Source organism: Streptomyces sp. SYSU D01066-1, from assembly GCF_054956795.1.
This window is the reverse complement of the sequence record NZ_JBUDHV010000007.1, coordinates 1-26,030: the sequence shown is the minus strand read 5'-3', so window position 1 is coordinate 26,030 and position 26,030 is coordinate 1. Positions and strand designations below refer to the sequence as shown.

Sequence of the window (26,030 nt, the reverse complement as noted above, 5' to 3'; positions counted from 1 at the left end):
TTACGTGGTGATCGCGGGTGTACGGGTGGACTGCTCGGCCGCGGACGGCGCGGCGGGCCGCGGCGGCACCGCCGACCGGCAGTCGTCGAAACTCGCCCTGAGCCGGGCCATGAGCCCCGCGAGCTGGCCGACCTCGGCGTCGGTCCAGTCGCTCAGCCGGTGGGCGAGCAGCTGGGTGGTCCGTTCGGACAGCTCGTCGAGCTGCGCCTGGCCCTCGGGCGTCAGACGCAGGATGCGCGAGCGCTTGTCGGCCGGGTCGGGGGACCGTTCGATCCAACCCCGATCGGCGATGTGGGCGACATGGCGGCTGGTCACCGACATGTCCACGGCGAGCAGCTCGGCGAGCTTGCTCATGCGCATGTCGCCGTGGCGGCCGAGCAACGTCAGTACGGCGGCGGAGCCTCCGGGGCAGTCGGCCGGCAGGATGCGGCCCAGCTCCCGTTTCACGGCGCCGAAGGCGCTGAACTGGCGGATCAGTTCCTCGTACTGCGCCTTCTGGGCCATCTGCACCTCCTGATTTGTTGCTTAGGGCAACCATAAGACTGATGGTTGCTGAAGGCAAATAAAGAAGGTAAGGAGGCGCTAAAAGGTTGGCAAAGGCAAGTATTGCGACCGTAAACGCCCAGGTCGCGGAGGTGGGAGCGGGTGCCGGGCGGTGGAGGCGCGGTGTCCGGCCGGGCGCGGGTCCGCCCGGTGGACCCGCGCTTGGGACCTTCCGCCGGATTCGCTAGTGTCTCGGCCCATGGCTAACACCCAGGGCCCCCAGGGCAATTACGACCCCGCAGGCAGCACCCAGATGTTCCGCGCGTTCGTCGACGAGGAGGGTCCGGGTGCCCGGCAGACGACGGCCGCCGGCTCCTCCGGCCCCCGCGTCGGCCTGATCATCGGCGTCGTGGTGGCCGTCGTGGTCGTCGCGGCCGTGGCCTGGCTCGCGCTGAAGTAACCCGCCGCCTTCCGTTCCGCTCGGGCGCCGCTCCACCGTCTTCACGGAGGGGCGGCGCCCGGTTCCCGGTAGACCGTCGCGGCGGTCGCCCCGCCGCACGGCGCCGGTGCGCGATGCCGCCGCACGGCGTCGGCGCACGGGATCAGCGCGCGGCGTCGGTGCACGGGGGCAGCGCATGGCGTCGGTGCGCGGTGCCGGTGCACGGCGTCAGTCGGAGATGAGGCCCTCGCGGAGCTGGGACAGGGTGCGGGTCAGCAGCCGGGAGACGTGCATCTGGGAGATGCCGACCTCCTCGCCGATCTGTGACTGGGTCATGTTGGCGAAGAAGCGGAGCATGATGATCCGGCGCTCCCGCGGCGGCAGCTTGGCCAGCAGCGGCTTGAGGGACTCGCGGTACTCCACGCCCTCCAGGGCCGTGTCCTCGTAGCCCAGGCGGTCCGCCAGCGAGCCCTCGCCGCCGTCGTCCTCGGGGGCCGGGGAGTCCAGCGAGGACGCCGTGTACGCGTTGCCGACCGCGAGGCCGTCGACGACGTCCTCCTCGGACACCCCGAGGACGGTGGCCAGTTCGGTGACCGTGGGCGAGCGGTCCAGCTTCTGGGACAGCTCGTCGGACGCCTTGGTCAGGGCCAGGCGCAGCTCCTGGAGGCGCCGCGGGACGCGCACCGACCAGGAGGTGTCCCGGAAGAAGCGCTTGATCTCGCCGACGACGGTCGGCATCGCGAACGTCGGGAACTCCACCCCCCGCTCGCAGTCGAACCGGTCGATCGCCTTGATCAGGCCGATGGTGCCGACCTGGACGATGTCCTCCATCGGCTCGTTGCGGGAGCGGAAGCGGGCGGCGGCGTACCGCACCAGCGGGAGGTTCAGCTCGATCAGCGTGTCCCGGACGTAGGCGCGCTCCGGGCTGTCCTCGTCGAGGGCGGCGAGCCGCAGGAACAGGGAGCGGGACAGGGTGCGGGTGTCGATGGCCTCCGTCACCGGGAGAGCCGGAAGAGGCTGGGCCGGCACTGCGTCGAGCGTAGCGGTCTCGTCGATGGAGCCGAGCGCGTCGAGCGCGTCGGGCGCGGTCTCGCTCTCGGCGAGCGTGAGCACCTTCGAGCTGCCCTGGTCTGCGGACATGCCACCCCCTTTGGGTCGCGGGACGGTCGTGGCGTCGCGCCCCCACTTCAGGAGCGCAGCCCTCACCTGAATACCGGAGCCGGAGCTCCGGCAAACGCGTCTCACGCAGAATGTCACATGTCGGCAACACGCTGTAGTGACATGTCGACATGCGAGACGCGAAAACCCCCTGGAAACAGGGGGTCTGACGGCCTTTCGACCCCGAATCGCCCACAAATGCCCTGGTGGGCGGTTCGCTCTCCCCGGCTATGGCCCGCTCGCGCTTGCGATTACGCGTCGATCCGGTTCGCGGACCTCAGGCGCTGGAAGCTACGCGCCAGTAGCCGTGAGACGTGCATCTGGGAGACGCCGAGTTCCGCGCTGATCTGCGACTGGGTCAGATTGCTGTAGTACCGCAGCAGCAGGATGCGCTGCTCCCGCTCGGGAAGCTGGACGAGGAGGTGGCGCACGAGGTCGCGGTGCTCGACGCCGTCGAGGGCGGGGTCCTCGTAGCCGAGGCGGTCGAGGAGCCCCGGCAGTCCGTCGCCCTCCTGGGCGGCCTCCAGCGAGGTGGCGTGGTACGAGCGTCCCGCCTCGATGCAGGACAGCACCTCCTCCTCGGTGATGCGCAGCCGCTCGGCGATCTCCGCGGTCGTCGGGGAGCGCCCGAAGGCGGTGGTGAGGTCCTCGGTCGCGCTGTTCACCTGCACCCACAGCTCGTGCAGCCGGCGCGGCACGTGGACGGTGCGGACGTTGTCGCGGAAGTACCGCTTGATCTCGCCGACGACGGTCGGCATCGCGAACGTCGGGAACTGCACGCCCCGGTCCGGGTCGAAGCGGTCGATGGCGTTGATGAGCCCGATCGTGCCGACCTGGACCACGTCCTCCATCGGCTCGTTGCGGGAGCGGAAGCGGGCGGCGGCGTAGCGCACCAGCGGGAGGTTGGCCTCGATGAGCGCCGCGCGGACGCGGGTGTGCTCCGGTGTGCCCGGCGCGAGGTTCTTCAGCTCGGCGAAGAGCACCTGGGTCAGCGCCCGGGTGTCGGCACCCCGGCTGCTGCGCTGGGGGGTAGCGGAGGAGGTGGGGGTGGAGGGGGCGGAGGGGGGCGCGGTGGTGGCGGTGGAGGCGGGTGCGGTGGTGGTGGCGGCGAGTGAGGGCGTGGGGTCCGGGGCGGAGGGTGGGTCCGGGGCGGACGCGGGGTCTGGGGCGGAACCGGGAAGGGGTTGCCGGGCGGGATTCGGGACGGGGTCCGAGGGGGTTGCCGAGGCGGTTGCCGGAGTGGTTGCCGGGGCGGTCTCCGGGGACGTTCCCGGCGCGGGGGTGTCGGCGGTGTCCTGGGGTCCCTGCGGCGGTGCTTGAGGCGCAGTACTGGCCGGCACGGTCAACTCCACCTCGTGATCTGTTCAAGCGCATCCGTCAACTCATCCGTCAAAAGCGGTCATAGCATCACAAGAAATGTGCACTGTGTGCAAGCACCGCATAACACCGTGTTGAGCGGGGAACGGGTGGTGAACGGCCCCCATGACGCGCAACGGCCCCGCACCGGGGAGGCGCGGGGCCGGACGTGCCGTCGGGCGGAGGCTAGAACTCGTAGTCGGCCATCACCCAGGTGGCGAACTCGCGCCACAGGGCGACCCCCGCCTGATGGGCCGGGTGCTCCAGGTAGCGCCTGAGGGCGTCGGCGTCGTCCACGGCCGAGTTGATGGCGAAGTCGTAGGCGATGGGGCGGTCGCTGATGTTCCAGGCGCACTCCCAGAAGCGGAGTTCGCCGATCTGGTCACCGAGGCCGCGGAACAGCTCGACGCCCTCGACCACGCGCGGGTCGTCGCGTTCGACGCCCTCGTCGAGCTTGAACAGGACCAGGTGCCGGATCATCGCTGTGCTGTCTCCTCACTGTCCACCGTGGGCGACCCAGGACATGAAGTCGCCGATGGCCTTGGCGGCGTCGGAGATGCCCTCGAACCCTATCTGGACGTAGTCCGCCGCTTTGGCGGGGTCCGTGATGATCAGGTACAGCACGAAGACCACGACCACATAGACGGCGATCTTCTTCGCGTTCACCGCCACCGCGGCCTCCCCTGTCGCTGACGCCTCTGCCCGACGCCCCTGCTGTCCCGAGCGGTGCTCATGATCGCACGAAGGGCCCCGTCTTTCGACGGGGCCCTTCGAGGAAGCGGTAGCGGAGGGATTTGAACCCTCGGTGACTTGCGCCACACTCGCTTTCGAGGCGAGCTCCTTCGGCCGCTCGGACACGCTACCGAGGGAGACCCTACAGCAAGGTCGGGCATGCTTTGAAATCGGTATGCGGAGGTACGTCAGCGGCCGCGGAAGAAGTCGGTGAGGAGCCCGGCGCACTCCTCGGCGAGGACGCCCCCGATCACCTCGGGCCGGTGGTTGAGCCGGCGGTCGCGCACGACGTCCCACAGGGAACCGGCCGCGCCCGCCTTCTCGTCGCGGGCGCCGTAGACCACGCGGTCCACCCGGGACTGCACGAGGGCGCCCGCGCACATCGTGCAGGGTTCCAGCGTGACGACGAGCGTGCAGCCGGTCAGCCGCCAGGCACCGAGGCGTTCGGCGGCCCGCCGGATCGCGAGGACCTCGGCGTGCGCGGTCGGATCACCGCCGGCCTCACGCTCGTTGTGCCCGGCCGCGAGCACCGAGGTGCCGTCCGGCGACAGCACGACGGCGCCCACGGGGACGTCCCCGCCCAGCGCGGCCCGGCGTGCCCCGTCCAGGGCGAGCCGCATCGCGGGCCGCCAGGGGTCACGTACCGGGTCCGGAACCGGTCGCGGAAGGTGTGGTGCGGTCAGCGGACGGTCTCCAGTACCTCCGAGGCGCCCAGCGACTCGGCGATCTCGATGAGCGCGTCCTCGGTCAGCGAGCGCAGTTCCTTCTCGCTCACGCCGAGGTCGTCCAGCACCCCGGGGTCGCCCACCGGCCCGTGCGGCACGGTGTCGGCGGACGGGGTGTCCACGGCGGCGGCGGTCCCGTCGTCGCCGGGCTCACCGTCCTCCGTGCCGTCGAGGTCGAGGGCGTCCAGGTCGGGGCCGCCGTCACCGGGGACCCTGCCGAGCAGTTCATCGGTGAGCAGGATCTCGCCGTAGCTGCTGCGGGCGGCTGCGGCGGCGTCCGAGACGTAGACGCGGGGATCCTCCTCGCCGTCCACGCGGACGACACCGAACCACCCGCCCTCCTGCTCGATCAGGACGAGGACGGTGTCCTCGTCGGGAGAGGCTTCCCGGGCCAGGTCGGCCAGATCCGCCAGGGTCTCCACATCGTCGAGCTCCGTGTCGCTCGCTTCCCACCCGTCTTCGGTGCGCGCGAGCAGTGCGGCGAAGTACACCGTGACTCTCCCACTGGTCATAGGCGTGCCGGTTGGGGGTCCCCCCGGCGGAGGTCTCGGGCGGGCCAGGAGCGGGCTCCGAGCCCCACCCACTCGGAATCGTGGCAGAAACACGGCCGTCAGGGGACGTCTTCGGCTCCCTGTGTCCGGCCGTTTTGATCGTGGGTCCCGCCAGGGCACGGTCCCGGTCCGCAAGCGCACCGGAGCCGCGTCGTGAGGGGCCCACCAGCACAGTCGTCGCCGCCACGTGCGGATCGTACGCGGCTTTTCCTCACGGCCCGCGCACGCCCGCACCAGAGCAACACCGGCGCGGCGTCCGATCTTCCCCGCACCGCGCGCGTTTTCCCGCACGGGCGGGCCTACCAGCGGAACGTGCGCATGCGCATCGCCCGCCGCAGCCGCGCGGTCCGGGCCCGGCGCGGCTGCACCCGGTCCCGCAGCTCCCGGGCCTCGCGCAGCTCGCGCAGGAACCTCTCCCGGCGCCGCCGCCGCTCGGCATCCGACTGCTCTCCCTGGTCCTGTTGCCCTTGGTCCTGTTGCCCTTGGTCCTGTTCCCCGCGGCCTTGTTTCCCCCGGCGTCGTTCCGTCCGGTCCCGTTCCCCGCGGCCTCGTTCGGTCCGGTCCCGTTCCCCGCGGCCTCGCTCCCCCGGGTCCTGTTCCGCCCGGCCCCGTTCCGCCCGTGGTTTCTCACCCCGCGACGGCGTGTCGTGGAATTCCTGGTCAGGCACAGTCTCACCACCCCGCGTCCGTCTCCTCCCCCTTCCCCCTTACGGACGGTCCGACGCGGGCGAACGGGTGAAGGTCACGCTCGGGGCGGGTGCCGGGCGCGGGGACGCCGGGAAGCGGGGCCCGGTTACTGTGGGGGAATGCGTCTCCACGTCGTCGACCACCCCCTGGTCGCCCACAAGCTCACCACCCTGCGCGACCGCCGTACCGACTCCGCCACCTTCCGCCGCCTCGCCGACGAGCTGGTCACCCTGCTCGCCTACGAGGCCACCCGCGACGTGCGGACCGAACAGGTCGACATCCAGACGCCGGTCGAACAGACCACCGGCGTCAAGCTCTCCCACCCGCGCCCGCTGGTGGTCCCGATCCTGCGGGCCGGGCTCGGCATGCTCGACGGCATGGTCCGGCTGCTGCCGACCGCCGAGGTGGGCTTCCTGGGCATGGTGCGCAACGAGGAGACGCTCCAGGCCTCCACCTACGCCACCCGCATGCCGGACGACCTCTCCGGCCGTCAGGTGTACGTGCTGGACCCGATGCTGGCCACCGGCGGCACCCTGGTCGCGGCGATCAGGGAGCTGATCCGGCGCGGCGCGGACGACGTGACCGCCGTGGTGCTGCTGGCCGCCCCCGAGGGCGTCGAGGTCATGGAGCGCGAACTGGCCGGCACCCCGGTGACGGTCGTGACGGCCTCGGTCGACGAGCGCCTCAACGAGCACGGCTACATCGTGCCGGGCCTCGGCGACGCGGGCGACCGGATGTACGGCGCGGCCGAGTAACCAGCGCGTCCGGCCCTCTCAGCAGCCCTTCCTGGCGCTCGGGGAGGGCTGCGGCGCGCTCAGCGCGGCCAGCGCCGTGTCGGCCGCCGCCTCCTTCGCCAGTCCCTTGAACCCGTCACCGATGATGAGGTCGACCGCGGTGCCCTTGCGGGCCGGGTCGGTGCGGCGCTCGGCGGCCGGGAGCTGGGTGCCGAGGACGGGCAGGGTGCTCTTCAGGGCCGTGGAGGAGCCGAGCAGCACCCCCGTGCCGTCGACCTTCTTGTCGTACTCCGCGGGCGCGTTGCCCACGTCCCCGATCCGGAAGCCGCGCTTCTTCAGCTCGTCGGCGGTCTTCTTGGCGAGGCCGCTGCGGGTCGTGGCGTTGAGCACGTTGACGGTGACCGCCCCCGGCTTCGGTACGGCCGTGGGGGAGGGGGAGGCGTGGGCCGTGGCCGAGCCGGCCGGGACGCAGCGGTCCGCCCGGGTGCCGGCGGCGGCCGACGCCGCGTCGCTGCCGGTGAAGACGCCGACGAGCTGCCAGATGCCCCAGCCGGCCAGAGCGAGGGGGGCGAGGCAGGCGACGGCGAGCAGAGCGAGCCTGCCGCGCCGCCGGGAAGGCCGCATCCGCGGGTACGTGTCACCCGTGATCCGGTACTTGCCGCCCATGCCGGGGGGAGTCAGCATGCTCATGAACGCAGCGTAGTGCGCCGTAGTGGTAATGCCTACTAGATGATCATCCGGCGGCGCGGGGTGATATCCGAATGCAACCCGAACGGGCCAGGCGCCGTGTGCCGGGGTGTCGGCCGGGGGCCGGGCCGGTGTCCGGCGGGCGTCAGTCGAGTTCGAGGACGCGGGCGTGCAGCACCTGGCGCTGCTGGAGCGCGGCGCGCACCGCGCGGTGCAGACCGTCCTCCAGGTAGAGGTCGCCCTGCCACTTCACGACGTGTGCGAAGAGGTCGCCGTAGAAGGTGGAGTCCTCGGCGAGCAGGGTCTCCAGGTCGAGCTGGCCCTTGGTCGTCACGAGCTGATCGAGGCGGACCGGGCGCGGTGCGACGTCCGCCCACTGCCGGGTGCTCTCCCGGCCGTGGTCGGGGTACGGCCGGCCGTTTCCGATGCGCTTGAAGATCACACGGAAAGCCTACCGGCCCAGACGTTCCGGGCGCAGCCATGGAGACGGAGTGCGGGAGCCGAAAAAAGCGGATCAAAGGGACAGGTGGGGGTGAACGGGGCGGCGGCCGGACGGGGGAGAGGGAGTGGACGGTGAGCCCGCGCCCTCCCCTCCCGCCGGCCCGCGCCGGGCCCGCCTCCGCCGCGCCGGCCGCGCCGCCCGCGTACCCCGAGGTGTTCCAGCCCCGTCTCACCCTTGCCCCGCGCGCCGCGCACGCCCTCGTCAGGGTGCCGCGTGCCGAGGTACCGTGTGCCCTCGGCCGGCTGGTGCGTGCCGAGGTGCCGTACGCCCTCGGCCGGCTGGTGCGCGCCGAGATGCCGTACGCCCTCGGCCGGCTGCTGTGCGCCGAGACGCCGTGCGCCGTACGGCCGTGCTGCGCGCCGCCGTCGGGAAGACGGCCGCCGCTGCCACCGGCCCGTCGCGGACGACGACGCCCGACCGCCCGCGTACGCTGCCGCAATGAGCAGTCCGCCGACCCCCGAGGACCTCGTCGCGCACTACGGGCTGGAGCCGATCCCGCGCGAGGGCGGCCTGTTCCGGCGTACCTGGGCCGGGCCCGAACTGTCCGACGGCCGCCCGGTGGGCACCGCGATCGTCGCGCTGCTGACCGGCCGTCCGGACGACTTCTCCGCCCTGCACCGCCTGCCCGCCGACGAGATCTGGCACCACTACCTCGGTGACCCCCTCGACCTGCTCCTCCTCGCCCCCGACGGCACCGCCCGTACGGCGGTCCTGGGACCGGACGTCCTGGGCGGCCAGCACGTCCAGCTCACCGTCCCGGCCGGCACCTGGATGGGCGGCCGGGTCGCGGCGGGCGGCGCGTGGACCCTCTTCGGCTGCACGATGGCGCCGGGTTTCACCTACGCGGACTACGAGCACGGCGACCCGGCGGAGCTGGCGGCCCGTCACCCGGCCGAGGCGGCCCGGATCGCCGGGCTGTGCCGCCCATGAGCCTTCTGCGCGGGCGGACCGCCCTGGTCACGGGCGCGGGCGGCGGCATCGGCCGGGGCATCGCGCTGCGCCTGGCCGAGGAGGGCGCGGCGGTCGCGGTGCACTGCCGTACGTCGCTGGCGGCGGCCGGTGACGTGGCCGCCCTGGTACGGGAGCGCGGCGGCCGGGCGGTCGTGCTGCGGGCCGACCTCACCGACGAGGACGCCTGCCGCCGACTGGTCGAGGAGGCCGCCGACTGGGGCGGCGGACGGCTGGACGCACTCGTCAACAACGCCGCCGTACAGCCGGTGCGGGAGCTGGCCGGGATGACGGCCGCCGAGTGGCGGACGGTGGTGGACACCGATCTGACCAGCGTCTTCGCCTGTACTCAGGCGGCGGCGGAGGTGATGCGCCGCTCGGGCACCGGCGGCACCGTCACCCACATCGCCTCGATCGAGGCGCGCGCCCCCGCCCCCGGGCACGCCCACTACGGCGCCGCCAAGGCGGCGGTCGTGGCCCACGCCCGCGCGGCGGCCCTGGAGTACGGCCCGTGGGGCGTCCGCGTCAACACCGTCTCCCCGGGTCTGACCGACCGTCCGGGCCTCGCCGGGTCCTGGCCCGAGGGCGTACGGCGCTGGCTCGACGCGGTGCCCGCCGGCCGGCTCGGACGACCGGAGGACATCGGCGACGCGTGCGTGTTCCTCGCTTCCCGGCTCGCCTCCTTCGTCACCGGGCACGACCTGGTGGTGGACGGCGGGGTGTCGGCACGCCCGTCCTGGTGAACGCGCGCCTCGGTGAGCACCGGGCCCCTCACGTCCGTACGTACCCCATGGCGACAGCGGACGAGCCGCAAGACGGGGTGGTGGCGTGCGGGGTGGCACGAGGAGCGGCACGAAGGGCGGCGTGCGGGGTGTCGTGCGCGATGGCGTGCGGGGTGGCGGGGCTCGGAGGCACGGGGGACGCCGCGGAGTTCGCGGCCTGGTGCCGCCGGACCCCGTACCGCCCCCGTCCGCCCTGTCCCCCCTCTTCTCCCTCTTCCCCCTCTTCGTTCTCCTCGCCCTCTTCACTCTCTTCGCTTTCCTCATCCTCTTCGTCCTCGGCGCCGGACCGGCGTCCGCCCACGCCGCCCTCACCGCCACCGACCCCGCCGACGGCGCCGTCCTCCAGCGCGCCCCCCGTCACCTCACCCTGACGTTCAGCGAGTCCGTCGGCCTGCGGGACGACTCCTTCCGCGTCCTGGGGCCCGACGGGCACCGCGTCCGCGCCGGGGAGGCGGTGAGCGCCGGCGGCGGGTCGGACACCGTCCGCGTCCTCCTGCCGGGCCCGGACCGGCTGGGGGAGGGCACGTACACGGTCGCCTGGCGGGTGGTGTCCGCCGACAGCCACCCGGTCTCCGGCGCGTTCACCTTCTCCGTGGGCGCCCCTTCCGCCCCGGCCGCCCCGGTGGACCCCGGCCCGGCCGGGGACCCGCTCACCGGCGCCCTGCACGGCACCGCCCGCTACCTCGCCTACCTCGCCGGCGCCCTGCTCGTCGGCACGGTGGCGTTCGTCGTGCTGTGCCGTCCGCCGGACCCCGGGCGGCTGCGTCCGCTGGCGGCGACGGGGTGGTGGACCCTGCTGGCGGCCACCGTCGCCCTGCTGTTGCTGCGCGGCCCCCACGAGACGGGCACCGGCCCGGCCACCGCCCTCGACCCCGGCGTACTGGGCGACACCCTGACCACCCGGCCCGGGATGCTGCTGCTGGCCCGGCTGGCACTGCTCGGGGCGGCCGGGCTCCCGGCGGCCCGGTTGTTCCGCCCCGGCGGCCGGGCGGGGCGCGGCGCGTGCGCGGCGGGCGCGGCGCCGGCCGCCGTACTCGCCCTGACCTGGGCCGGTGCCGAGCACGCGGCGGCCGGTCCCCAGGTACCGGTGGCGCTCGCGTCGGCCGTACTGCACCTGCTGGCGACGGCCTGCTGGCTGGGCGGACTCGCGGCCCTGCTCACCCTGCTGCGCCGCACCCCGACGGGCGAGGCCCTCCCGGCCGCGGTGGTCACCCGGTTCTCCCGGCTGGCCCTGACCTCGGTGGCCGTCCTCACCGTCACCGGCGTCTACCAGTCCTGGCGCGGCCTCGGCTCCTGGACGGCGCTGACGGGTACGCCGTACGGCAGGCTGCTGCTGGCCAAGGCGGCCGCGGTGGCGGCGCTGGTGGCGGCGGCGGGGGTGTCACGGCGGTGGACGGCGCGGATCGCGGCCCCCCGTCTGCGCCGACCCGTATCCGCACGGGCGCCCGCGTCCGACGCCACCCCCCTCCCCCAGCCCATCCCCATCCCTGCCCCCGCCCCTGCTCCCACTCCCACCCCTGGCACCCACCACCGTGCCCTGCGCCGCTCCGTGCTCGCCGAGACGGTGATCGCGGCCGGGGTGCTGCTGATCACCACCGTGCTCACCGGCACCGCGCCCGGCCGGGCCGAGGCCGGGACCGAGGCGGCCCGTGCCGTACCGGTGGGGGCGCCGCGGCCCGCGTCCGTCACCACGATCCCGTTCGACGTCGGCACCCCGGGCGGCCGGGGGACCGTGCAGATCACCCTGGACCCCGCCCGCAGTGGCGACAACGCGGTGCAGGCCGTGGTCCTCGGCGCCGACGGCGGCCTGACCGCCGTACCCGAACTGCGCCTCTCCTTCTCCCTCCCCGACCGGGACGTCGGCCCGATCGACGCGCGACTGACCGACCGGGGCGGTTACTGGAGCGCCAACTCCGTCACCCTCCCGCTCCCCGGCACCTGGACGCTGCGGGCGACGGTGCGGGTGTCGGAGGTGGACCAGACGACCGGGGCGGGCCGGGCGCGGATCACCCCCTGACACCCCGCCGCACGCGACGTCACGGCCGGCGGGAAGGGCACGGCCGTGGAGGAGGACGCGGTTCCGTAACGGGGGCGGAGGCGAGGACGGGACGAGGATGAGGGCGAACGCGTACCGCGAACGACCGGCTGCGCCGACGGACTTCGGCATCGTGCGACCGCCCCCCCGGCGAGCCCATGAACCGCAAGGCAGCGGAAGGCGCGTGACAGCCACGTACGACACGCCACCCACCGCCGGACAGCGGCCACCACCGACCGACGGCCCCCGGCCGCCCCACCCGGCCGGAGGCCCACGGCCGGGGACGGCCCGCGTCCGCGCCGCCGAAGCGGAACAACGCCGAAGGGCCCCACCGCGAACGGTGGGGCCCTTCGACATCGTGCCCGGTGAGGCACTGGCGGAGGATACGAGATTCGAACTCGTGAGGGGTTGCCCCCAACACGCTTTCCAACTGTGTTGGTGAAGTGGGGGGCGTCGTTCGGGGGCGTTCACCTGCGTTCATGGGCGGCTGGCCGCCGGTACGGGCACGGTTTCGAGTCTCGCCTGAACGGTCGTGAACGGGGCTGAATGAGACGGAAACTGAGACGGGCGGTGGGGCCGGCTCGCTAGCATCTTCGCTGTTGAAGGGGGAGTCATGGCACTGGTCCGCAAGGGGTCGCGACGGATCATTGTCGACGGCACGGCCTACCGCTGGCGGCTGCGAGGCAGACCGACGTACTTCCATGGCCTGGCCTGGTCACCGTGCACGTTCGCGGTCGAGCATGCGAACATCCCGGGCATAACGCTGGTGGTCACCACCGACCAGCCTCACCCGAGCAACTGGATAGGGCGCGAGGCTGAGCCTGTACTGCCCTCCCGTGTTGCCGCGGCTGTCAGGCTTGCGCTGCATGAGGGTTGGACTCCGACGGCACAGGGCTCCGCGTTCCACCTGGGTCCCGCATCTCAATCGGGGCCAGGCGAAGGGCACTTCGCCAGTTCCCGCTAGGCTCCCTGTGAACTTCAGCCTCGGCACGCGCCGGGGCTTCTTGTGCGGGTGCTCCCAGTCGGGGCACCGGGGGGTGGGCGAATGATGAATGCTTCTGCGGCCGGAAGACGGGTCGTTGCGGCAGCTGGTGTCGTGTCGGTGCTGGCGCTGACCGGCGCGTGCGGTGCGGACAGCGGGGACGATACTGGGAAACGTAGAAAGTCTGCGACCGCCGAATCCGCCTCGCCTGCGAGCTCGGCACCGCAGCAGGCATCCGGATCGCCCGCCTCTGCAGCTGGGAAGGGGCTCGACCAGAAGGGCCTCGACCGCCTGGCGCTGACCGCGCACGACGCCCCCGGCTATACCGTCAACACCGTCACGGGCAAGGGCAGCCCCGTGGACCGCGACCTCACGACCTACCGCGCCGTCACGCCCGCACCGTGCCGACCCGTCTACGCGGCCGCACAGCTGGGCAGCCTCCACGACTTCACGGCCCAGGTTACCCAGGACGTCGTGTCCACCTCCGACGATCTCGGGCAGCACGCGAGTGTCGGCCTGACGTCCTACACCCTTGCCGACGCCCGCACGGTGATGACCGAACTGCGCGCAGCGCTTCCGAAGTGCGCCACCGCCGAGATACGCCCGTCCGCTGCCCACCCCGGTGCTGGGTTGGGGTATTCCGATACCCAGTCCCGGTCCGTTTCCGGTTACGGCGACGAGGCCCTCGCTTTCGACGCCACCCAGGTCGTCAACAGCGGGGGACCCAGCCTCCCCCTCACCGTCCTGGTCGTCCGCCAGGACTCCACCATCGCCACCTTCATGTCCCTCCACCCCTTCCAGCCGACCATCCCCCAGGACATCGTCGACGCGCAGCTGAAGAAGCTCGCCTGACCAGCTCCTCTACTCGGAGAATCGATGTGGGGGTTGGCTTGCGCCTCAGTCGACGACAGTCAGCCACATGACGCGTGCGTCAACCGATCAGGCACGCGTGTGCCTCACTGAACCCCTGCTGGCCTCGGCCACGCCATCATCTCGTCGTCGACCACAGCAAGCCGCATAGGCCGGCTCGTGACAACAGCTTAGAGGCCATCAGCTTGGGAAGCTCAGGTTATCTTTCGGTAGTTGGGCGTCTGACCTGGGGTAAAGTGGTCCGGTCACCTCGAAGCTGACGATCTGTTGCCTCGCCGTTCCCCGTGGGTCTCCGTCCAACCTGGCACGGGTCTTGCACGACAGCGGACGGCCCGCGTCGCCTATTCTCTTACCCGTGAACAACTCGGAGGCCTTCCGTGCCGCGGTAAGGGCATGTGGGAAGGTCATCTTGGGGAACGACACGTCGCCGTACGAACCCGCTCTAGAGATTCTAGGCCTTGCCAGTGGCGGGCACCCAGTCGACGACGGCGACGAAGCGGATACCGGGCTGGTGTCCATCTTCGGCGAACTGACCGACTGGGCCGAGCTACGGCCTGAGGAAGCGGATCAGGCCGAGGCACATATGGTCACCGCCGCCCGTGAGTGGCTGGCAGTCGAGGGTGATCAAGAAGCTGAGGCGCACTACTTCAACCGCTGGCAATACGACATCCTCGGCTTTGAGCGCAGATCGACGCACAGCGATCGATCTTGAAAACCGTCGTGGCAGCGATGTCACCGTGGGTTCAAATCCCACACCCACCGCAGCGAGACGGCCCCTGACCAGTACGTATGGTCAGGGGCCGTTGCCATGCCCACTACCCGCCGGGCCCCACTGCTCCCCCTGGTTTCCCGGCCGAACGGGCACGGAAGGGGCACGACTGGGGCACGCCCTGAGAGGCGCTCCGGCGTCGTCTACCGGTTGATCGGGATCTCGTAGACGATCTCGCAGTGAGCGGCGGGCACGACGATGTCGGCTGTCTCGACCGGCCGCCCGTCGTCGCTGTAGTACGTCCGCCGGATGTGCGTGACAAGCGCGGCCTTCTGAATGCCGAGTAGCGAGGCTTCCTCGGCGGTCGCCTGCCGGGGTTCAGGCTGCTCCACGGCGTGGCTGACGGTGACGCCGATGGTGGCCATGCGGTTCACGACGCCCGCCCCGGCGTGCGGTCCTCCCTCGGGAAGGACGACGAGGGTGCCGGCGGTGAGGTCGTACGGCTCCCAACTCGTCGACAGCTGCACGGGCCTGCCGTCAGCGAGGAACTCGTATGACGTGCGGACGCACAGGTCCCCTTCGGCGATGCCGAGTCGCCCCGCGATGTCGGCGGGCGCCGGCACCTTGGCGTCGGTCCGGCTCTCCCAGTCCCCCTGCCTGCCGACGGCCTTCATGTCCGCCCGGAACGGGGACCCGGCGGGCTGTTCACGCGCCGAGGACCGGACGATCCGCACCCGCTGCCGGGGCTCGGCGACGTAGGTCCCCGATCCGGCCCGCCCCTCCAGCACGCCCTGGGAGATCAGCAACTCCTGCGCCCGCCGCACCACGTTCTCGCCCACGCCGCATTCCTGGCCGATCTGGGCGCGGGAGGGCAGGCGGTCTCCCGGCTCCCACTCGTGCTCCGCGATCCGCCGCCGGAGTTCGTCGGCGATGCGGAGATAGGGCGGCTGCTCAGGCATATGGAAAATCTAGTCCACTAGCTCTAATCTAGTTAACTAGCTTCACTGAAAGTGATCGCCGGTGACGGAGGCTGCCCTGTGCCTGCTTCAGGTGTGAGCGCGGAGGCCATCGCAGCGCGGTTATCGGCCGCCGGGCTCACCACACACGTGGAAGAACACGCCCGGCACACGTCGGTCGAGGCGGAAGTACCGGAGTCCCTCACCACCGAGTCCTGGCGGGAGGTCCTGGAAGCGGTGGCCGAAGCGGACCGCTTCGGGCTTCACGTCACCAGCCTGAACGGCCGCACCCTTTGGGCGGTCGTACGCAAAGCGGTCCCCTCGACGGGCGATGTCGGGGGACCGAGCCATCAGCGATAGGAGCTGATCAGCGTGCTCAACCGTATCCGCCGAGCCTTCACGCTCACCAGAGGGCGGCACCCCTCCAGAGGCAGGCACCGCCGCCCCGTCACACCTTCTCGGCCGCCGGTCACCCCTGCCTCCCGTGCGTCCGCTGACGCGCCGACGGTCGCTCTACGGCGACCTTCCGACGGAGCGGGCCACCGCTACGGACTCACGGGCGAGGACAACGCGCTCGTCCGCTCGTACGTGCTGGCCTGGGAGAGGCGTACACGACGACACCCGGCGGTGGTCGTCGCTCCCCACCTGCCGGCCGACGCGCGGTCGCTTCTCCTGGGGGCGCGCTGATGTCCCGCCCTCGATGCACCCCGGGCGTAGCGCCCTACCGGTCGACTGCCTGCCGGATCGGCACGCACCGGGAGTGCGCGGTGTCCTCCCCGGCCTTGGCGCCGGTCGACATTCCGGTGGTCTACGAGGCGTGTGACTGCCCGTGTCACTCGATGCCCGGCACGAGCGGGTCCGTGGTGGAGGTGGAGCAGTGAACGGCCGGTCGTGCGGTGGCACGCTGGCATCCGACACCAAGAGTACGGAGGGGCAGGCTTAGGGATGACGACTCATGACGAACTGAGGCTCCTCCCGTGGGCGGGGCCGGACGGCAAGCCGTGTTACCTAAGCGCCAGTGATGCGGACAGCTTCATGTCCCGTCTGGCGGATCACATCGAGGCGGCACAACTCGGGATGGCGTCCGAACTGCTGGAGGACGCTGGTCAGGTGCTCGACGACGGAGACGCGGACTTGGAGGCACTGGACCTGCTTGCCGCCCAGTTGGCCGGCGCCCTGGGGGACGTGCTGCGTGTAGCGACCAGCCGCGGTCATCGCATGGTGGTGCCCGAGGCACTCTGAGAATGACGGGCGGTGGCCAGACGAGAACTGGCCACCGCCTCCCACTACGTCGACCCTCTGATCCGTAGTTCTAACCAGATCGGTCAGGGACGGTCATACCAGCCTGTACGAGGCTCCGGAGAGTCGGTAGCAGACATGGGCGGTTGCTGTGGTTGCGGTACTGCGCTGCTATACCGCTGTCGCTATCGGATTGCCGTGATCACCGCAGCAACACCGATAAGGAAAGTTCCCGCGCCCGCCATAATTGAGCTCAACGCGCTTACAACGGGCCTGGGCGTTCCACTAGGCTCACGCCGGGTAGGGGTGCCGGGTTTTTCCATGCCGCTTCTTCCTAACGCTCTCTATGAGTTGCGTTCGAAGCCCCGTCCGGGTCTGGCCAGACAATGCGGGCGGGGCTCTTTATGGCCACGGAACGTACCAGCTGTCCCTTAGCGCAGAGAGCCGCACAAGCATGTTTTGGCTGGCGTAAGCGCTACACGACGAGGCTGACGGACTGCCTGGGCAGCAAAACTGCGCAGGGCTCCCACCTGCACGTTTGGCGCTCGGGCATATGACAGAAGCCGGGCTGGGTGCTCCTTGAGGCGGGCCGGGTGCTCCTTGGGGCGGGCTGGGTTCTCCTTGAGCCGGGCTGGGTGCTCCTTGAGGCGGACTGGACTGCCAAAAAGAGCACTCCATATCGGTACATATAGAACGTTCATAAATCGGCGAATGGCTCGAACTGTGTGCTGCTTGAGGAGTCCCACCACTCCGCACCCACCACTCACCCCAGCTTCCGTCCCGTCCGCCGTCGACCCACACACCGTGTGGAGCGGGCGTGGTTCAGGGCGTCAAGGTGGAGCGCGCCACCGCGCAGGATGTCGCGGGTCCAGCGGCGGGCCCTGCTGACCTCTTCCGGGAGACCTGGGCAACTGAGCCCCCAGACCCGTGCCCTACTCGTATACTCGTGCATACAAGTTCCTTCATGCTGGTAGGCCGCCATGTGCAGCGAGTTCGGGCTAGACGAGTTTCACGCCGTCGTGGGCGCGGACGGCCGGCGGGGACGCCGCGTCGAGTGCGTCCAGGACGCGTATCGCGTACGCCTCGTCGGCGAGTTCGATGACTTCTTCGCGGGTGGCCCAACGCAGTGCGCGCGTCTCGTCCCCGGTGGTCAGGGTGCCGTCGGCCGCCTCGCAGCGGAAGACGAGGGAGACGATCAGGCCGGTCATGTTCTTGTAGACGCCGGTCAGGGTCGCGGGAAGCGCGATCTTGAGGCCGGTCTCTTCGAGGACTTCGCGTTGCAGGGCCTCGGGGATGGTTTCCTCACGTTCGAGGACGCCGCCCGGGGGCTCCCAGTGGCCGTTGTCGCGGCGTTTGATCAAGAGGGCGCGGCCCTGGTCGTCGACGACGACCCCGGCGACGCTCACGGAGTGCGGGCGGTCTGTGCTCACGTTCCTCGGCCCTCTCGGCTGACTAGGCTGCCCACCGTAGCAACAACACTCGCCCACTCGTCTAGATACCTAAAGGAGTACGTCGTGACGTCTCTACCGAGCATCCTCGGGGGGCTGGATCCCACGAGCGATCGTGCGGTGTTCCGGCAGATCGCCGACCAGCTGCGCGACGCCATCGACCGTGGGCGATTCGGAGAGGGGGAGAAGCTTCCTTCGGAAGCCGAGCTGGTCGAGCATTACGGCGTTTCCCGGATGACCGTTCGCAACTCCTTCTCCATCCTCCAGGGTGAGGGCCTGGTCCACGCCGAGCATGGCAAGGGCGTCTTCGTCCGCCCCCGGCCGCCCGTCCGGCGCCTCGCCTCCGACCGGTTCGCCCGGCGTCATCGTGAGCAGGGCAAGTCCGCGTTCATTGTGGAGGCCGACGCCGCCGGCAGTCACCCCAGGGTGGACAGCCTGGAGGTCAAGGAGGAGAAGGCCAGTCAGGACATCTCCGCGCGGCTCGGCTCGGTGCGTCGTGTCCTCGCCCGTCGGCGCCGTTACCTCCTCGACGGCCGGCCGGTCGAGTTCGCCACCTCGTACCTCCCGCTCGACATCGCCCGCGGAACCCCCATCGCCGAACCGAACCCCGGCCCCGGCGGCATCTACGCCCGCCTCGAAGAACTCGGTCACCGCCTGGACCACTTCGAGGAGGAGATCCGTGCCCGGATGCCCTCTCCTTCCGAGGTCAAGACGCTTCAACTGGCTTCCGGCGTCCCCGTGATCCACCTGATCCGCACCGCCTACGACACCGAGAAGCGGGCCGTGGAGGTCTGCGACACGGTGATGGCGGCAGACGCGTACGTCCTTTCCTACCAACTCCCGGCGACCTGACCGATGGTGCGCGAGGCCACTTCCCCGGACTCGTACACCTCAACACGCATACTCGTATAGACGAGTGGGCAAGTTGTGTGGCAAGGTGATCAACGTGTCCGGCGAACTCGGGCACACAGACTGCAACTTGCCTAGACGAGTAGATAGGAAGAAATCTTGCGCACCATCCGCGTGGAGACCTCGGCCGCGACGATCCTGCTGACCGAGGCGCCCGAGCCCAAGGTCCGCGACCGGCAGACCGGAGAGATCGCGAAGGACGCCGTCAGCGGGGAGGCGCTGATGACCCTCGGCGTCGTCTACATCGAGGACGGGGAGTCGTCCCTGATCAAGGTGACCGTTCCGGAGAGCGGGGTGTCCGAGGGTCAGCCTCGGGGCGCCGGTCTCGCTGCCCGGCCTGGCCGCCCGCCCGTGGGAGTCGGTGTTCAACGGGCAGCAGCGCCACGGCATCGCCTACCGCGCCGCGGCCGTCACCCCGGCCGCCTTCCCGGCCGCGATGGGGGCCACGGCCTGATGACCGACCTGGCAACGCTCCTGGAGGTGGGTGGTCCCGTCGCCGCGCTCGGCGGTGGGGCCGCCTACACCCGGGCCCGTCACCCCGGCGTCTACTGGTCCACGGTCGGCCTGCCGATATCCACGGCCCGGCTGCTCGGCTCGTACGGCTCGGTCATGGAGGCGTGCGGCCTGACCGTGGCACCGTCCCGGCTGCGGGTCCTGGCGGTCAAGGCCACCACCCGCCGAGAGGTCCGGCCCGTTCCTCCCCGCCGGGGCCTCATCCGCCCGACCACGACCGGCCTGCGGCTGCGCCTGCGTCTCGCCCCCGGGCAGGAACCCGCCGACGTCGCCGCCTCGGCGGAGCGGCTGCGGCACGCCTGGGGAGTCCACGCCGTCTACGTCACCACGGTCAAGCCGGGAGTGGTCGACCTGCGGCTCGTCGGCTTCGACGTACTCAAGCGGGTACGGATGCCGCGCAAGACGGCGGCTGGTCCGCTGCGCGTACCGGTGGCGCTGCGGGAGGACGCCACCGTGTTCGTACGCGACTACCGGACCGTCCCGCACGGCCTCACCCTCGGCGCCACCCTCTCGGGCAAGTCCATGTACCTGCGCCACCTCATCGCCGGACTCGCCCCTCAGCCCGTCGCCCTGGTCGGCATCGACTGCAAGCGCGGCGTCGAACTGGCCCCCTTCGCCGCCCGCCTGTCCGCACTCGCCACCGACCCCGCACAGGCCGCCGCCCTGCTGCCCGTGCTCATCCAGGAGATGGAGGACCGCTACGACCTGATCAAGGCCCGGCAGGGCATCGCCCCCGGCACCCGGTACGAGGACATCACCTCCGACATCTGGGGCCTGCCCGAGCACGAACGCCCCGTGCCCGTCGTCCTCTTCGTCGACGAGGTGGCCGAACTCTTCCTCGTCGCGAGCAGGAAGGACGAGGACCGGCGCGACGAGATGGTCACCCAGCTCATCCGCCTCGCCCAGCTCGGCCGCGCCGCCGGCATCTACCTGGAGGTCTGCGGGCAGCGCTTCGGCGCCGAACTCGGCAAGGGCGCCACCATGCTCCGTGCTCAGCTCACCGGCCGCGTCTGCCACCGCGTCAACGACGAAGCCTCCGCCAAGATGGCCCTCGGCGACATCGCCCCCGAAGCGGTCTCCGCCGCCTGCGCCATCGCTCCCGAACGGCCCGGCCTCGCCGTGGCCGGCGACACCTCCGGCGGCTGGTCCCGCATCCGCACGCCGTACCTCTCCCTCGCCGACGCCGCCGCGACCTGCCACGCCTCGGCCCACCTGGTCCCCGACCTGCCCGCGCTCAAGCCCTTCCAGCCCCTCGCGCCCGTACCGCCGGCCACGTCCCCGGCGGCCCCGGTCACCCGGCCCCGCCCGGTGACCTGAGCCACCCCTCTCCACCCGGTCGGTGTGACCGCCTCACGCCGCGTCCCTACCCCTCCCATGCCCGAAACCGGAAGGAGCCGCAGCATGCGCGCCCTGCTGGCCCGCGTCGACGCGGTGCTCGTCCAGGCGGTCATCGCCGCCGCGCTGTCCTTCGCCCACCTGCACGACATCGCCCTCGCGGCCGGACAGGACGGATGGAAGGCGTGGGCCTATCCCGTCTCGGTCGACCTGCTGCTCGTCGCCGCCTGGCGTCGCCTGCGCTCCGGTGATGCGAAAGCCGCGGGATGGTGCTGGTTCGTGATCGCGCTCGCCGCCTCGCTGGGCGCCAACGTCGCCACTGCCGGCCTCCTTGACCTGGACGACGTACCGGCCTGGCTCCGCATCCTCGTCGCGGGCTGGCCCGCCGTCGCCTTCCTCGGCGGAACCCTCCTCGCCCACTCGGCACCGGCACCGCACGACCCCGTCGAGGAACACGACGAAGAGACCGAGGCGCACCCCGGCACGACCGCTGACCAAGAGCCCGCCCCCGTCCCCGGGCCGCAACTCCCCGCCCCGCCGGTCACCGAGCCGACCCCGGACGTGCCGGCTCCGTCGGCCGTACCCGTCCCGGCCGCCCTGCTCGAACACGCCCGCAAGGTCGCCACCGAGCACCACACCCGCACCGGGACAGCCATCGACACCCCGACGCTGCGCGCCCGCCTCGGCGTCCCGTCGCCCCTGCCCGTCCACAACCGCCCCACCGGCCCCGCCCGCACCATCCGCCCCTGCCGCTGCGGCACCCTCCACCACCCCGACGACCCCACCCTCGGCACCGCCCTCGACCCCGACACCTACGACTACGAAGCGGCCGTGTTGTGGAACGCGCACGCCGGCCTCCTGTGGCGGCGCTTCTCCATCTACCTCCGCCGGGAGGTCGCCAAGCGCGCCGGCCTCACCCAACGCGACTTCCGCGACCACGCCCGGGTGTCCTTCGCCAAGGTCGCCGAGTACCAGAAACGCGGAGCCGTCCACTTCCACGCCGTGATCCGTATCGACGGCCCCGACGGCGGCGACACCCCGCCTCCCGCCTGGGCCACCGCCGAACTGCTGACCGACGCCATCCGCGCCGCCGCCACCGCCGCCCGCGTCGACGGGCCCGTGATCGACGGCCGGGCGCACACCTTCGCCTTCGGCCGTCAGCTCGACGTCCGCACCATCCGCTCCGCCGACTTCAGCGGCGGCCAGGAGCTGACCGAACGCGCCGTGGCCGCGTACATCGCCAAGTACGCCACCAAGGGCGCCGAAACCGCCACCGGCGCCCTGGACCGGCCGCTGAGGTTTCTCGCCGAACTCGCCCAGCTCGACATCACCGACCACGCCCGCCGCCTCATCCGCACCGCCTGGACCCTCGGCGCCCGCAAGGACCTCGAACACCTCCGCCCTGCGCGCCTGGCCCCACATGCTCGGCTTCCGCGGCCACTTCTCCACCAAATCCCGCCGCTACTCCACCACCCTCGGCGCCCTGCGCACCGCCCGCGCCCAAGCCGCAGCAGCAGCCGCGCACGAGGACGGCCCGGAGACGACCACTCTCGTCCTCGCCCACTGGGTCTACGCCGGCACCGGCCTCACCGACACCGAAGCCTGGCTCACCGAGTCACTCACCCCCGCACCCGGCACGGAAGGAGAACCCACCCGTGCCTGAGTCCGCCACCACCGCAATGGTCACCGTCCTTGAGGCGGCCGACCCGTCCTTGGTGCTGCTGACCGTTGAAGAAGCGGCCCGGCGGCTCCGCATCGGGCGTACGACCTGCTTCCGGCTCGTCCTGGCCGGAGAGATCGAGTCGGTGACCGTCGGCCGGCTGCGCCGGGTCCCGGCCGATGCCCTGCCCGCCTACGTGGCGAAGCTCCGCCACCGTCCCGCCGTCGCGGCCTGAGAGGGAGGCACGGGCATGACAGAGCAGAAGCGCACCCGCCAGCCCAACGGCGCCTCCTCCATCTATCTCGGCAAGGACGGCAAGTGGCACGGCCGGGTGACGGTCGGCGTCCGCGATGACGGCAAGCCCGACCGCCGCCACATCGAACGGAAGACGAAGGCGGAAGTGACCAGGGCCGTCCGCGAGATGGAGCGGGCCCGCGACGACAAGAAGCTCCGCAAGCCGGGCAAGGGCTGGACCGTGCAGAGCTGGCTTGAGCACTGGGTCGAGAACATCGCCAAGCCGTACGTTTCCGAGAACACGTACGACGGCTACGAGGTCGACGTACGCGTCCACCTCGTCCCCGGCCTGGGCGCCCACAAGCTCGACCGCCTGGAGCCCGAGCACCTCGAACGCTTCTACCGGAAGATGCAGGCGGCCGGGAGCTCCGCCGGCACCGCGCACCACGCTCACCGCACGATCCGGGTCGCCCTGGGGGAAGCGGTCCGGCGCGGGCACGTCGCCACCAGCGCCGCCGAGATCGCCAAGGCGCCCCACCTCGAAGAGGAGGACATCGAGCCGTACACGATCGAAGAAGTACAGAGCCTGCTCGTCGAAGCGGCGAAGCTCCGTAACAGCGCCCGTTGGGTCGTCGCCCTGGCGCTCGGCCTTCGTCAGGGCGAGGCGCTCGGCCTGCACTGGGAAGACGTCGACCTGGAGGCGGGGTACGTCCGCATCCGTAAGAACCGGCTGCGCCCCAAGTACGCGCACGGCTGCGGCGCCGACCCGTGTGGCCGAAAGGCGGGCTACTGCCCTCAGCGGGAGCAGACCCGGCGTGAGCACAAGTCCACCAAGTCCCGGGCCGGGCGGCGCACCATCGGCCTGCCCGATCCGCTGATCAAGATCCTTCGGCAGCACCGGGAGGCCCAGGAACGGGAGCGGCTCGCGGCCGGTGCGGACTGGGAGGGCAAGGGGTACGTGTTCGCCTCGCCGACCGGTGGGCCGCTGAGCCCCAACACCGACTTCCACGTCTGGAAACGGCTGCTTCGGGACGCCGGCGTGCGGGACGGCCGTCTCCATGACGCTCGCCACACCGCCGCGACCGTCCTGCTGATCCTCGGCGTCCCGGACGTCGTGGTCGACTCGATCATGGGATGGGAGCCCGGGGGAGCGGCCCGGATGCGCGCTCGCTACATGCATGTGACGGGGACCATGCTGCGGAAGGTCGCGCGGCAAGTCGGGGACGCCATCTGGGAGTCGCCGACGGCGAACTGAGACGGAAACCGAGACGGACAACGCCGAAGGGCCCCACCGCGAACGGTGGGGCCCTTCGACATCGTGCCCGGTGAGGCACTGGCGGAGGATACGAGATTCGAACTCGTGAGGGGTTGCCCCCAACACGCTTTCCAAGCGTGCGCCCTAGGCCTCTAGGCGAATCCTCCGCTGGAGACATTACATGACGTCGGAGGGTGCTCGCGAACTCGTTCCGGGGGTCCGCGATCAGGTAGGCTGGGCGCAGCCCCTCACGCGGCGCTATCTGACTGAACTCCCCCAGGGCCGGAAGGCAGCAAGGGTAGGTCGGCTCTGGCGGGTGCGTGGGGGGCGTCTGCGTTCCCGGGGTTCTCCGGGGAGTGCCCGGGGGACGTCCGGGGGATCTGCGGCGGATGTCCGGGGATCTGCGGCACCGGGCCGGTTGTCAGTCGTCGCCTATAACCTCGTACGCGTGTCGTCTCTCGCGCTCTACCGCCGCTACCGCCCCGAGACCTTCGCGGAGGTCATCGGGCAGGAGCATGTCACCGACCCGCTGCAGCAGGCGCTGCGGAACAACCGGGTCAATCACGCGTACCTGTTCAGCGGTCCGCGCGGCTGCGGCAAGACGACCAGCGCGCGCATCCTGGCGCGGTGTCTGAACTGCGAGCAGGGACCGACGCCCACGCCGTGCGGTGAGTGCCAGTCATGCCGCGACCTGGCGAGGAACGGACCGGGTTCGATCGACGTCATCGAGATCGACGCCGCCTCGCACGGTGGCGTCGACGACGCCCGTGACCTGCGCGAGAAGGCGTTCTTCGGACCCGCCGGCAGCCGGTACAAGATCTACATCATCGACGAGGCCCACATGGTCACGTCGGCCGGTTTCAACGCGTTGCTCAAGGTCGTCGAAGAGCCGCCGGAGCACCTCAAGTTCATCTTCGCGACCACCGAGCCCGAGAAGGTCATCGGGACGATCAGGTCGCGCACCCACCACTATCCCTTCCGGCTGGTTCCGCCCGGCACCCTGCGGGACTACCTCGGTGAGGTGTGCGGGAAGGAAGACATCCCGGTCGAGGAGGGTGTGCTGCCGCTCGTCGTGCGGGCCGGCGCGGGGTCCGTGCGTGACTCCATGTCCGTCATGGACCAGCTGCTGGCCGGTGCCGGTGCGGACGGTGTGACGTACGCCATGGCGACGGCCCTGCTCGGGTACACGGACGGCTCGTTGCTCGACTCCGTCGTCGAGGCGTTCGCCTCGGGGGAGGGGGCAGCTGCCTTCGAGGTCGTGGACCGGGTCATCGAGGGGGGCAACGATCCGCGGCGCTTCGTGGCCGACCTGCTGGAGCGGCTGCGGGACCTCCTGATCCTCGCCGCCGTTCCGGATGCCGCCGAGAAGGGGCTCATCGACGCTCCGGCCGACGTCGTGGAGCGGATGCAGGCGCAGGCGCGGTCCTTCGGCGCCGCCGAGCTGAGCCGCGCCGCCGACCTCGTCAACGAGGGGCTCACCGAGATGCGGGGCGCCACCTCGCCGCGGCTGCAGCTGGAGTTGATCTGCGCGCGCGTGCTGCTGCCGGCGGCTTACGGCGACGAGCGGTCGGTGATGGCCCGGCTGGACCGTATGGAGCGCGGCGTGAACTTCTCGTCGGGGGCGGAGCTGCCGGCCGCCGGGTACGTGCCGGGGCCCGAGACCCACGCCGGCGCTCCGGCCGCTCCGGTGCCGCCGGGCGGCGGTGCCGCCGCGGCCCGGGCCGCGGTCCGGGGACCGGCGGGGCAGGGACCGGCGGGGCAGGGCGCGGGCATGGGCGGGCCCGGGGGTGCCGACACGGGGGGCGGTGCTGTCTTCCAGCGCGGGGCTGCGGCAGCCGAGGGCCAGGGGACGGGCTTCGGGGGCGGTTCCGGTGACGGAGGTGCCGCCACGGCTGCCTCCGCACCGGCTCCCGCTCCTGCCCCGGCTCCTTTCCCCGCTGCCGCCGCCGCTGCCGCCCCCGCTGCGTCCGCCCAGCCCTCCGCGCCCGGCGCCTGGCCCACCGCCACTCCTGCGGGGGGCGGCCGGCGGCCGGGTGGCTGGCCGACGGCGGCACCCGCGGGGAGCGCCGGGCAGCCGGCCGCCCCGCCGGCGCCGGCTCCG

25 protein-coding genes, 2 tRNA genes, 1 other RNA gene and 4 pseudogenes are annotated in these 26,030 nt (G+C 71.6%); 18 read left to right on the top strand and 14 right to left on the bottom strand.

The genetic code is table 11. The annotated features are described in order from the left end of the window. A complete protein-coding gene (locus ACY1JF_RS09235) occupies positions 1-504 on the bottom strand; it encodes a MarR family winged helix-turn-helix transcriptional regulator (RefSeq protein ID WP_462704515.1) in 504 nt (167 codons plus the stop codon). 238 nt (positions 505-742) lie between these two features. Between ACY1JF_RS09235 and ACY1JF_RS09230 the strand changes: the two genes are divergently transcribed. After that, complete coding sequence (locus tag ACY1JF_RS09230) at positions 743-943, top strand: hypothetical protein (protein ID WP_462704514.1); 201 nt, start codon at positions 743-745, stop codon at positions 941-943. A gap of 207 nt (positions 944-1,150) precedes the next feature. Here ACY1JF_RS09230 and ACY1JF_RS09225 read toward each other — a convergent pair whose 3' ends face one another. From ACY1JF_RS09225 to ACY1JF_RS09195, 7 genes are all read right to left on the bottom strand, one after another. Further along, complete coding sequence (locus tag ACY1JF_RS09225) at positions 1,151-2,062, bottom strand: RNA polymerase sigma factor SigF (RefSeq protein ID WP_462704513.1); 912 nt, start codon at positions 2,060-2,062, stop codon at positions 1,151-1,153. Positions 2,063-2,331: 269 nt separating this feature from the next. Next, positions 2,332-3,063 carry an RNA polymerase sigma factor SigF gene (locus tag ACY1JF_RS09220; RefSeq protein ID WP_462704512.1) on the bottom strand — a complete coding sequence of 244 codons (732 nt, stop codon included), beginning with the start codon at positions 3,061-3,063 and terminating at the stop codon, positions 2,332-2,334. 559 nt (positions 3,064-3,622) lie between these two features. Continuing rightward, positions 3,623-3,916 (bottom strand): Dabb family protein, encoded by a 294-nt coding sequence (locus tag ACY1JF_RS09215; protein ID WP_462704511.1) that lies wholly within the window; start codon positions 3,914-3,916, stop codon positions 3,623-3,625. Positions 3,917-3,931: 15 nt separating this feature from the next. Next, positions 3,932-4,108 carry a hypothetical protein gene (locus ACY1JF_RS09210; RefSeq protein ID WP_215174105.1) on the bottom strand — a complete coding sequence of 59 codons (177 nt, stop codon included), beginning with the start codon at positions 4,106-4,108 and terminating at the stop codon, positions 3,932-3,934. A gap of 107 nt (positions 4,109-4,215) precedes the next feature. Then, positions 4,216-4,300: transfer RNA gene (locus ACY1JF_RS09205), tRNA-Ser, on the bottom strand. 56 nt (positions 4,301-4,356) lie between these two features. Further along, complete coding sequence (gene tadA, locus ACY1JF_RS09200) at positions 4,357-4,788, bottom strand: tRNA adenosine(34) deaminase TadA (protein WP_462704510.1); 432 nt, start codon at positions 4,786-4,788, stop codon at positions 4,357-4,359. A 59-nt stretch (positions 4,789-4,847) separates the two neighbouring features. Further along, entirely contained in the window at positions 4,848-5,384 is a 537-nt protein-coding gene (locus tag ACY1JF_RS09195; RefSeq protein ID WP_462704689.1) for a tRNA adenosine deaminase-associated protein, read from the bottom strand. A gap of 866 nt (positions 5,385-6,250) precedes the next feature. On the opposite strand from ACY1JF_RS09195, the gene upp reads away from it, so the two are divergent. Continuing rightward, positions 6,251-6,886 (top strand): uracil phosphoribosyltransferase, encoded by a 636-nt coding sequence (upp, locus tag ACY1JF_RS09190; RefSeq protein ID WP_462704509.1) that lies wholly within the window; start codon positions 6,251-6,253, stop codon positions 6,884-6,886. 18 nt (positions 6,887-6,904) lie between these two features. Here the strand turns inward: upp and ACY1JF_RS09185 are convergent, their stop codons facing one another. Continuing rightward, a complete protein-coding gene (locus ACY1JF_RS09185; protein ID WP_462704688.1) occupies positions 6,905-7,531 on the bottom strand; it encodes a LytR C-terminal domain-containing protein in 627 nt (208 codons plus the stop codon). Between the two features lie 166 nt (positions 7,532-7,697). Next, positions 7,698-7,994 carry a type II toxin-antitoxin system VapB family antitoxin gene (locus ACY1JF_RS09180; protein WP_003999914.1) on the bottom strand — a complete coding sequence of 99 codons (297 nt, stop codon included), beginning with the start codon at positions 7,992-7,994 and terminating at the stop codon, positions 7,698-7,700. Positions 7,995-8,492: 498 nt separating this feature from the next. Here ACY1JF_RS09180 and ACY1JF_RS09175 point away from each other — a divergent pair, with 498 nt between their 5' ends. The 5 genes from ACY1JF_RS09175 (at position 8,493) to ACY1JF_RS09155 (ending at position 14,383) form a co-directional block, all read left to right on the top strand. Then, complete coding sequence (locus ACY1JF_RS09175) at positions 8,493-8,984, top strand: cupin domain-containing protein (RefSeq protein ID WP_462704508.1); 492 nt, start codon at positions 8,493-8,495, stop codon at positions 8,982-8,984. Beyond that, positions 8,981-9,745 carry an SDR family NAD(P)-dependent oxidoreductase gene (locus ACY1JF_RS09170; protein WP_462704507.1) on the top strand — a complete coding sequence of 255 codons (765 nt, stop codon included), beginning with the start codon at positions 8,981-8,983 and terminating at the stop codon, positions 9,743-9,745. The genes ACY1JF_RS09175 and ACY1JF_RS09170 overlap by 4 nt, the downstream gene beginning before the upstream one ends. Positions 9,746-10,046: 301 nt before the next feature. Continuing rightward, positions 10,047-11,801 (top strand): copper resistance CopC/CopD family protein, encoded by a 1,755-nt coding sequence (locus tag ACY1JF_RS09165; protein WP_462704687.1) that lies wholly within the window; start codon positions 10,047-10,049, stop codon positions 11,799-11,801. Positions 11,802-12,915: 1,114 nt separating this feature from the next. Next, entirely contained in the window at positions 12,916-13,653 is a 738-nt protein-coding gene (locus tag ACY1JF_RS09160) for a hypothetical protein (protein WP_462704506.1), read from the top strand. Positions 13,654-14,026: 373 nt separating this feature from the next. After that, the gene (locus tag ACY1JF_RS09155; protein ID WP_462704505.1) at positions 14,027-14,383 is read left to right on the top strand and encodes a hypothetical protein; all 357 of its coding nucleotides are present in this window, start codon (positions 14,027-14,029) and stop codon (positions 14,381-14,383) included. Positions 14,384-14,583: 200 nt separating this feature from the next. Here ACY1JF_RS09155 and ACY1JF_RS09150 read toward each other — a convergent pair whose 3' ends face one another. Then, entirely contained in the window at positions 14,584-15,339 is a 756-nt protein-coding gene (locus tag ACY1JF_RS09150) for a GntR family transcriptional regulator (protein ID WP_462704503.1), read from the bottom strand. Between the two features lie 78 nt (positions 15,340-15,417). Here ACY1JF_RS09150 and ACY1JF_RS09145 point away from each other — a divergent pair, with 78 nt between their 5' ends. Together ACY1JF_RS09145 and ACY1JF_RS09140 are read left to right on the top strand one after the other, a co-directional pair. After that, positions 15,418-15,696 carry a hypothetical protein gene (locus ACY1JF_RS09145; RefSeq protein WP_462704502.1) on the top strand — a complete coding sequence of 93 codons (279 nt, stop codon included), beginning with the start codon at positions 15,418-15,420 and terminating at the stop codon, positions 15,694-15,696. Between the two features lie 585 nt (positions 15,697-16,281). Continuing rightward, complete coding sequence (locus ACY1JF_RS09140; RefSeq protein WP_462704501.1) at positions 16,282-16,578, top strand: hypothetical protein; 297 nt, start codon at positions 16,282-16,284, stop codon at positions 16,576-16,578. Between the two features lie 823 nt (positions 16,579-17,401). Here ACY1JF_RS09140 and ACY1JF_RS09135 read toward each other — a convergent pair. Both ACY1JF_RS09135 and ACY1JF_RS09130 read right to left on the bottom strand, forming a co-directional pair. Next, a pseudogene (locus ACY1JF_RS09135) lies at positions 17,402-17,527 on the bottom strand (ATP-binding protein); the annotation flags it as partial. Positions 17,528-17,573: 46 nt separating this feature from the next. Beyond that, positions 17,574-17,981: an NUDIX hydrolase gene (locus ACY1JF_RS09130; protein ID WP_190011612.1), complete on the bottom strand. Its 408-nt coding sequence runs from the start codon at positions 17,979-17,981 to the stop codon at positions 17,574-17,576. A 108-nt stretch (positions 17,982-18,089) separates the two neighbouring features. Here ACY1JF_RS09130 and ACY1JF_RS09125 point away from each other — a divergent pair, with 108 nt between their 5' ends. From ACY1JF_RS09125 to ACY1JF_RS09095, 7 genes and pseudogenes are all read left to right on the top strand, one after another. Next, positions 18,090-18,875 (top strand): GntR family transcriptional regulator, encoded by a 786-nt coding sequence (locus ACY1JF_RS09125; RefSeq protein WP_462704500.1) that lies wholly within the window; start codon positions 18,090-18,092, stop codon positions 18,873-18,875. Between the two features lie 156 nt (positions 18,876-19,031). Further along, positions 19,032-19,386, top strand: a pseudogene (locus ACY1JF_RS09120) (SCO3933 family regulatory protein). Beyond that, positions 19,386-20,762, top strand: a complete 1,377-nt coding sequence (locus tag ACY1JF_RS09115) for an FtsK/SpoIIIE domain-containing protein (RefSeq protein ID WP_462704499.1) — start codon at positions 19,386-19,388, stop codon at positions 20,760-20,762. The pseudogene ACY1JF_RS09120 and the gene ACY1JF_RS09115 overlap by 1 nt, the downstream one beginning before the upstream one ends. A 57-nt stretch (positions 20,763-20,819) precedes the next feature. Further along, positions 20,820-21,143, top strand: a pseudogene (locus tag ACY1JF_RS09110) (DUF2637 domain-containing protein); the annotation flags it as partial. A gap of 300 nt (positions 21,144-21,443) precedes the next feature. Next, positions 21,444-22,443, top strand: a pseudogene (locus ACY1JF_RS09105) (replication initiator); the annotation flags it as partial. A gap of 16 nt (positions 22,444-22,459) precedes the next feature. Continuing rightward, on the top strand, positions 22,460-22,675 hold the full coding sequence (locus tag ACY1JF_RS09100; protein ID WP_462704686.1) for an excisionase family DNA-binding protein: 216 nt from the start codon (positions 22,460-22,462) through the stop codon (positions 22,673-22,675). Positions 22,676-22,690: 15 nt separating this feature from the next. After that, complete coding sequence (locus tag ACY1JF_RS09095; RefSeq protein WP_462704498.1) at positions 22,691-23,929, top strand: tyrosine-type recombinase/integrase; 1,239 nt, start codon at positions 22,691-22,693, stop codon at positions 23,927-23,929. A gap of 79 nt (positions 23,930-24,008) precedes the next feature. On the opposite strand, the gene ACY1JF_RS09090 is transcribed toward ACY1JF_RS09095, so the two are convergent. Next, positions 24,009-24,096, bottom strand: a tRNA-Ser gene (locus ACY1JF_RS09090). A 73-nt stretch (positions 24,097-24,169) separates the two neighbouring features. Here ACY1JF_RS09090 and ffs point away from each other — a divergent pair. Then, an RNA gene (ffs, locus tag ACY1JF_RS09085) (signal recognition particle sRNA small type) lies at positions 24,170-24,264 on the top strand. Positions 24,265-24,377: 113 nt separating this feature from the next. After that, on the top strand, positions 24,378-26,030 hold a 1,653-nt coding region (locus ACY1JF_RS09080; protein WP_462704497.1), incomplete at its 3' end, for a DNA polymerase III subunit gamma and tau.

Excerpts from the sequence above, each read along its gene's own strand:
- ACY1JF_RS09235 (WP_462704515.1), bottom strand. The coding sequence starts at position 504 with ATGGCCCAGAAGGCGCAGTACGAGGAACTGATCCGCCAGTTCAGCGCC.
- ACY1JF_RS09230 (WP_462704514.1), top strand. The coding sequence starts at position 743 with ATGGCTAACACCCAGGGCCCCCAGGGCAATTACGACCCCGCAGGCAGC.
- ACY1JF_RS09225 (WP_462704513.1), bottom strand. The coding sequence starts at position 2,062 with ATGTCCGCAGACCAGGGCAGCTCGAAGGTGCTCACGCTCGCCGAGAGC.
- ACY1JF_RS09215 (WP_462704511.1), bottom strand. The coding sequence starts at position 3,916 with ATGATCCGGCACCTGGTCCTGTTCAAGCTCGACGAGGGCGTCGAACGC.
- tadA (WP_462704510.1), bottom strand. The coding sequence starts at position 4,788 with ATGCGGCTCGCCCTGGACGGGGCACGCCGGGCCGCGCTGGGCGGGGAC.
- upp (WP_462704509.1), top strand. The coding sequence starts at position 6,251 with ATGCGTCTCCACGTCGTCGACCACCCCCTGGTCGCCCACAAGCTCACC.
- ACY1JF_RS09185 (WP_462704688.1), bottom strand. The coding sequence starts at position 7,531 with ATGGGCGGCAAGTACCGGATCACGGGTGACACGTACCCGCGGATGCGG.
- ACY1JF_RS09175 (WP_462704508.1), top strand. The coding sequence starts at position 8,493 with ATGAGCAGTCCGCCGACCCCCGAGGACCTCGTCGCGCACTACGGGCTG.
- ACY1JF_RS09170 (WP_462704507.1), top strand. The coding sequence starts at position 8,981 with ATGAGCCTTCTGCGCGGGCGGACCGCCCTGGTCACGGGCGCGGGCGGC.
- ACY1JF_RS09150 (WP_462704503.1), bottom strand. The coding sequence starts at position 15,339 with ATGCCTGAGCAGCCGCCCTATCTCCGCATCGCCGACGAACTCCGGCGG.
- ACY1JF_RS09140 (WP_462704501.1), top strand. The coding sequence starts at position 16,282 with ATGACGACTCATGACGAACTGAGGCTCCTCCCGTGGGCGGGGCCGGAC.
- ACY1JF_RS09115 (WP_462704499.1), top strand. The coding sequence starts at position 19,386 with ATGACCGACCTGGCAACGCTCCTGGAGGTGGGTGGTCCCGTCGCCGCG.
- ACY1JF_RS09100 (WP_462704686.1), top strand. The coding sequence starts at position 22,460 with ATGGTCACCGTCCTTGAGGCGGCCGACCCGTCCTTGGTGCTGCTGACC.
- ACY1JF_RS09095 (WP_462704498.1), top strand. The coding sequence starts at position 22,691 with ATGACAGAGCAGAAGCGCACCCGCCAGCCCAACGGCGCCTCCTCCATC.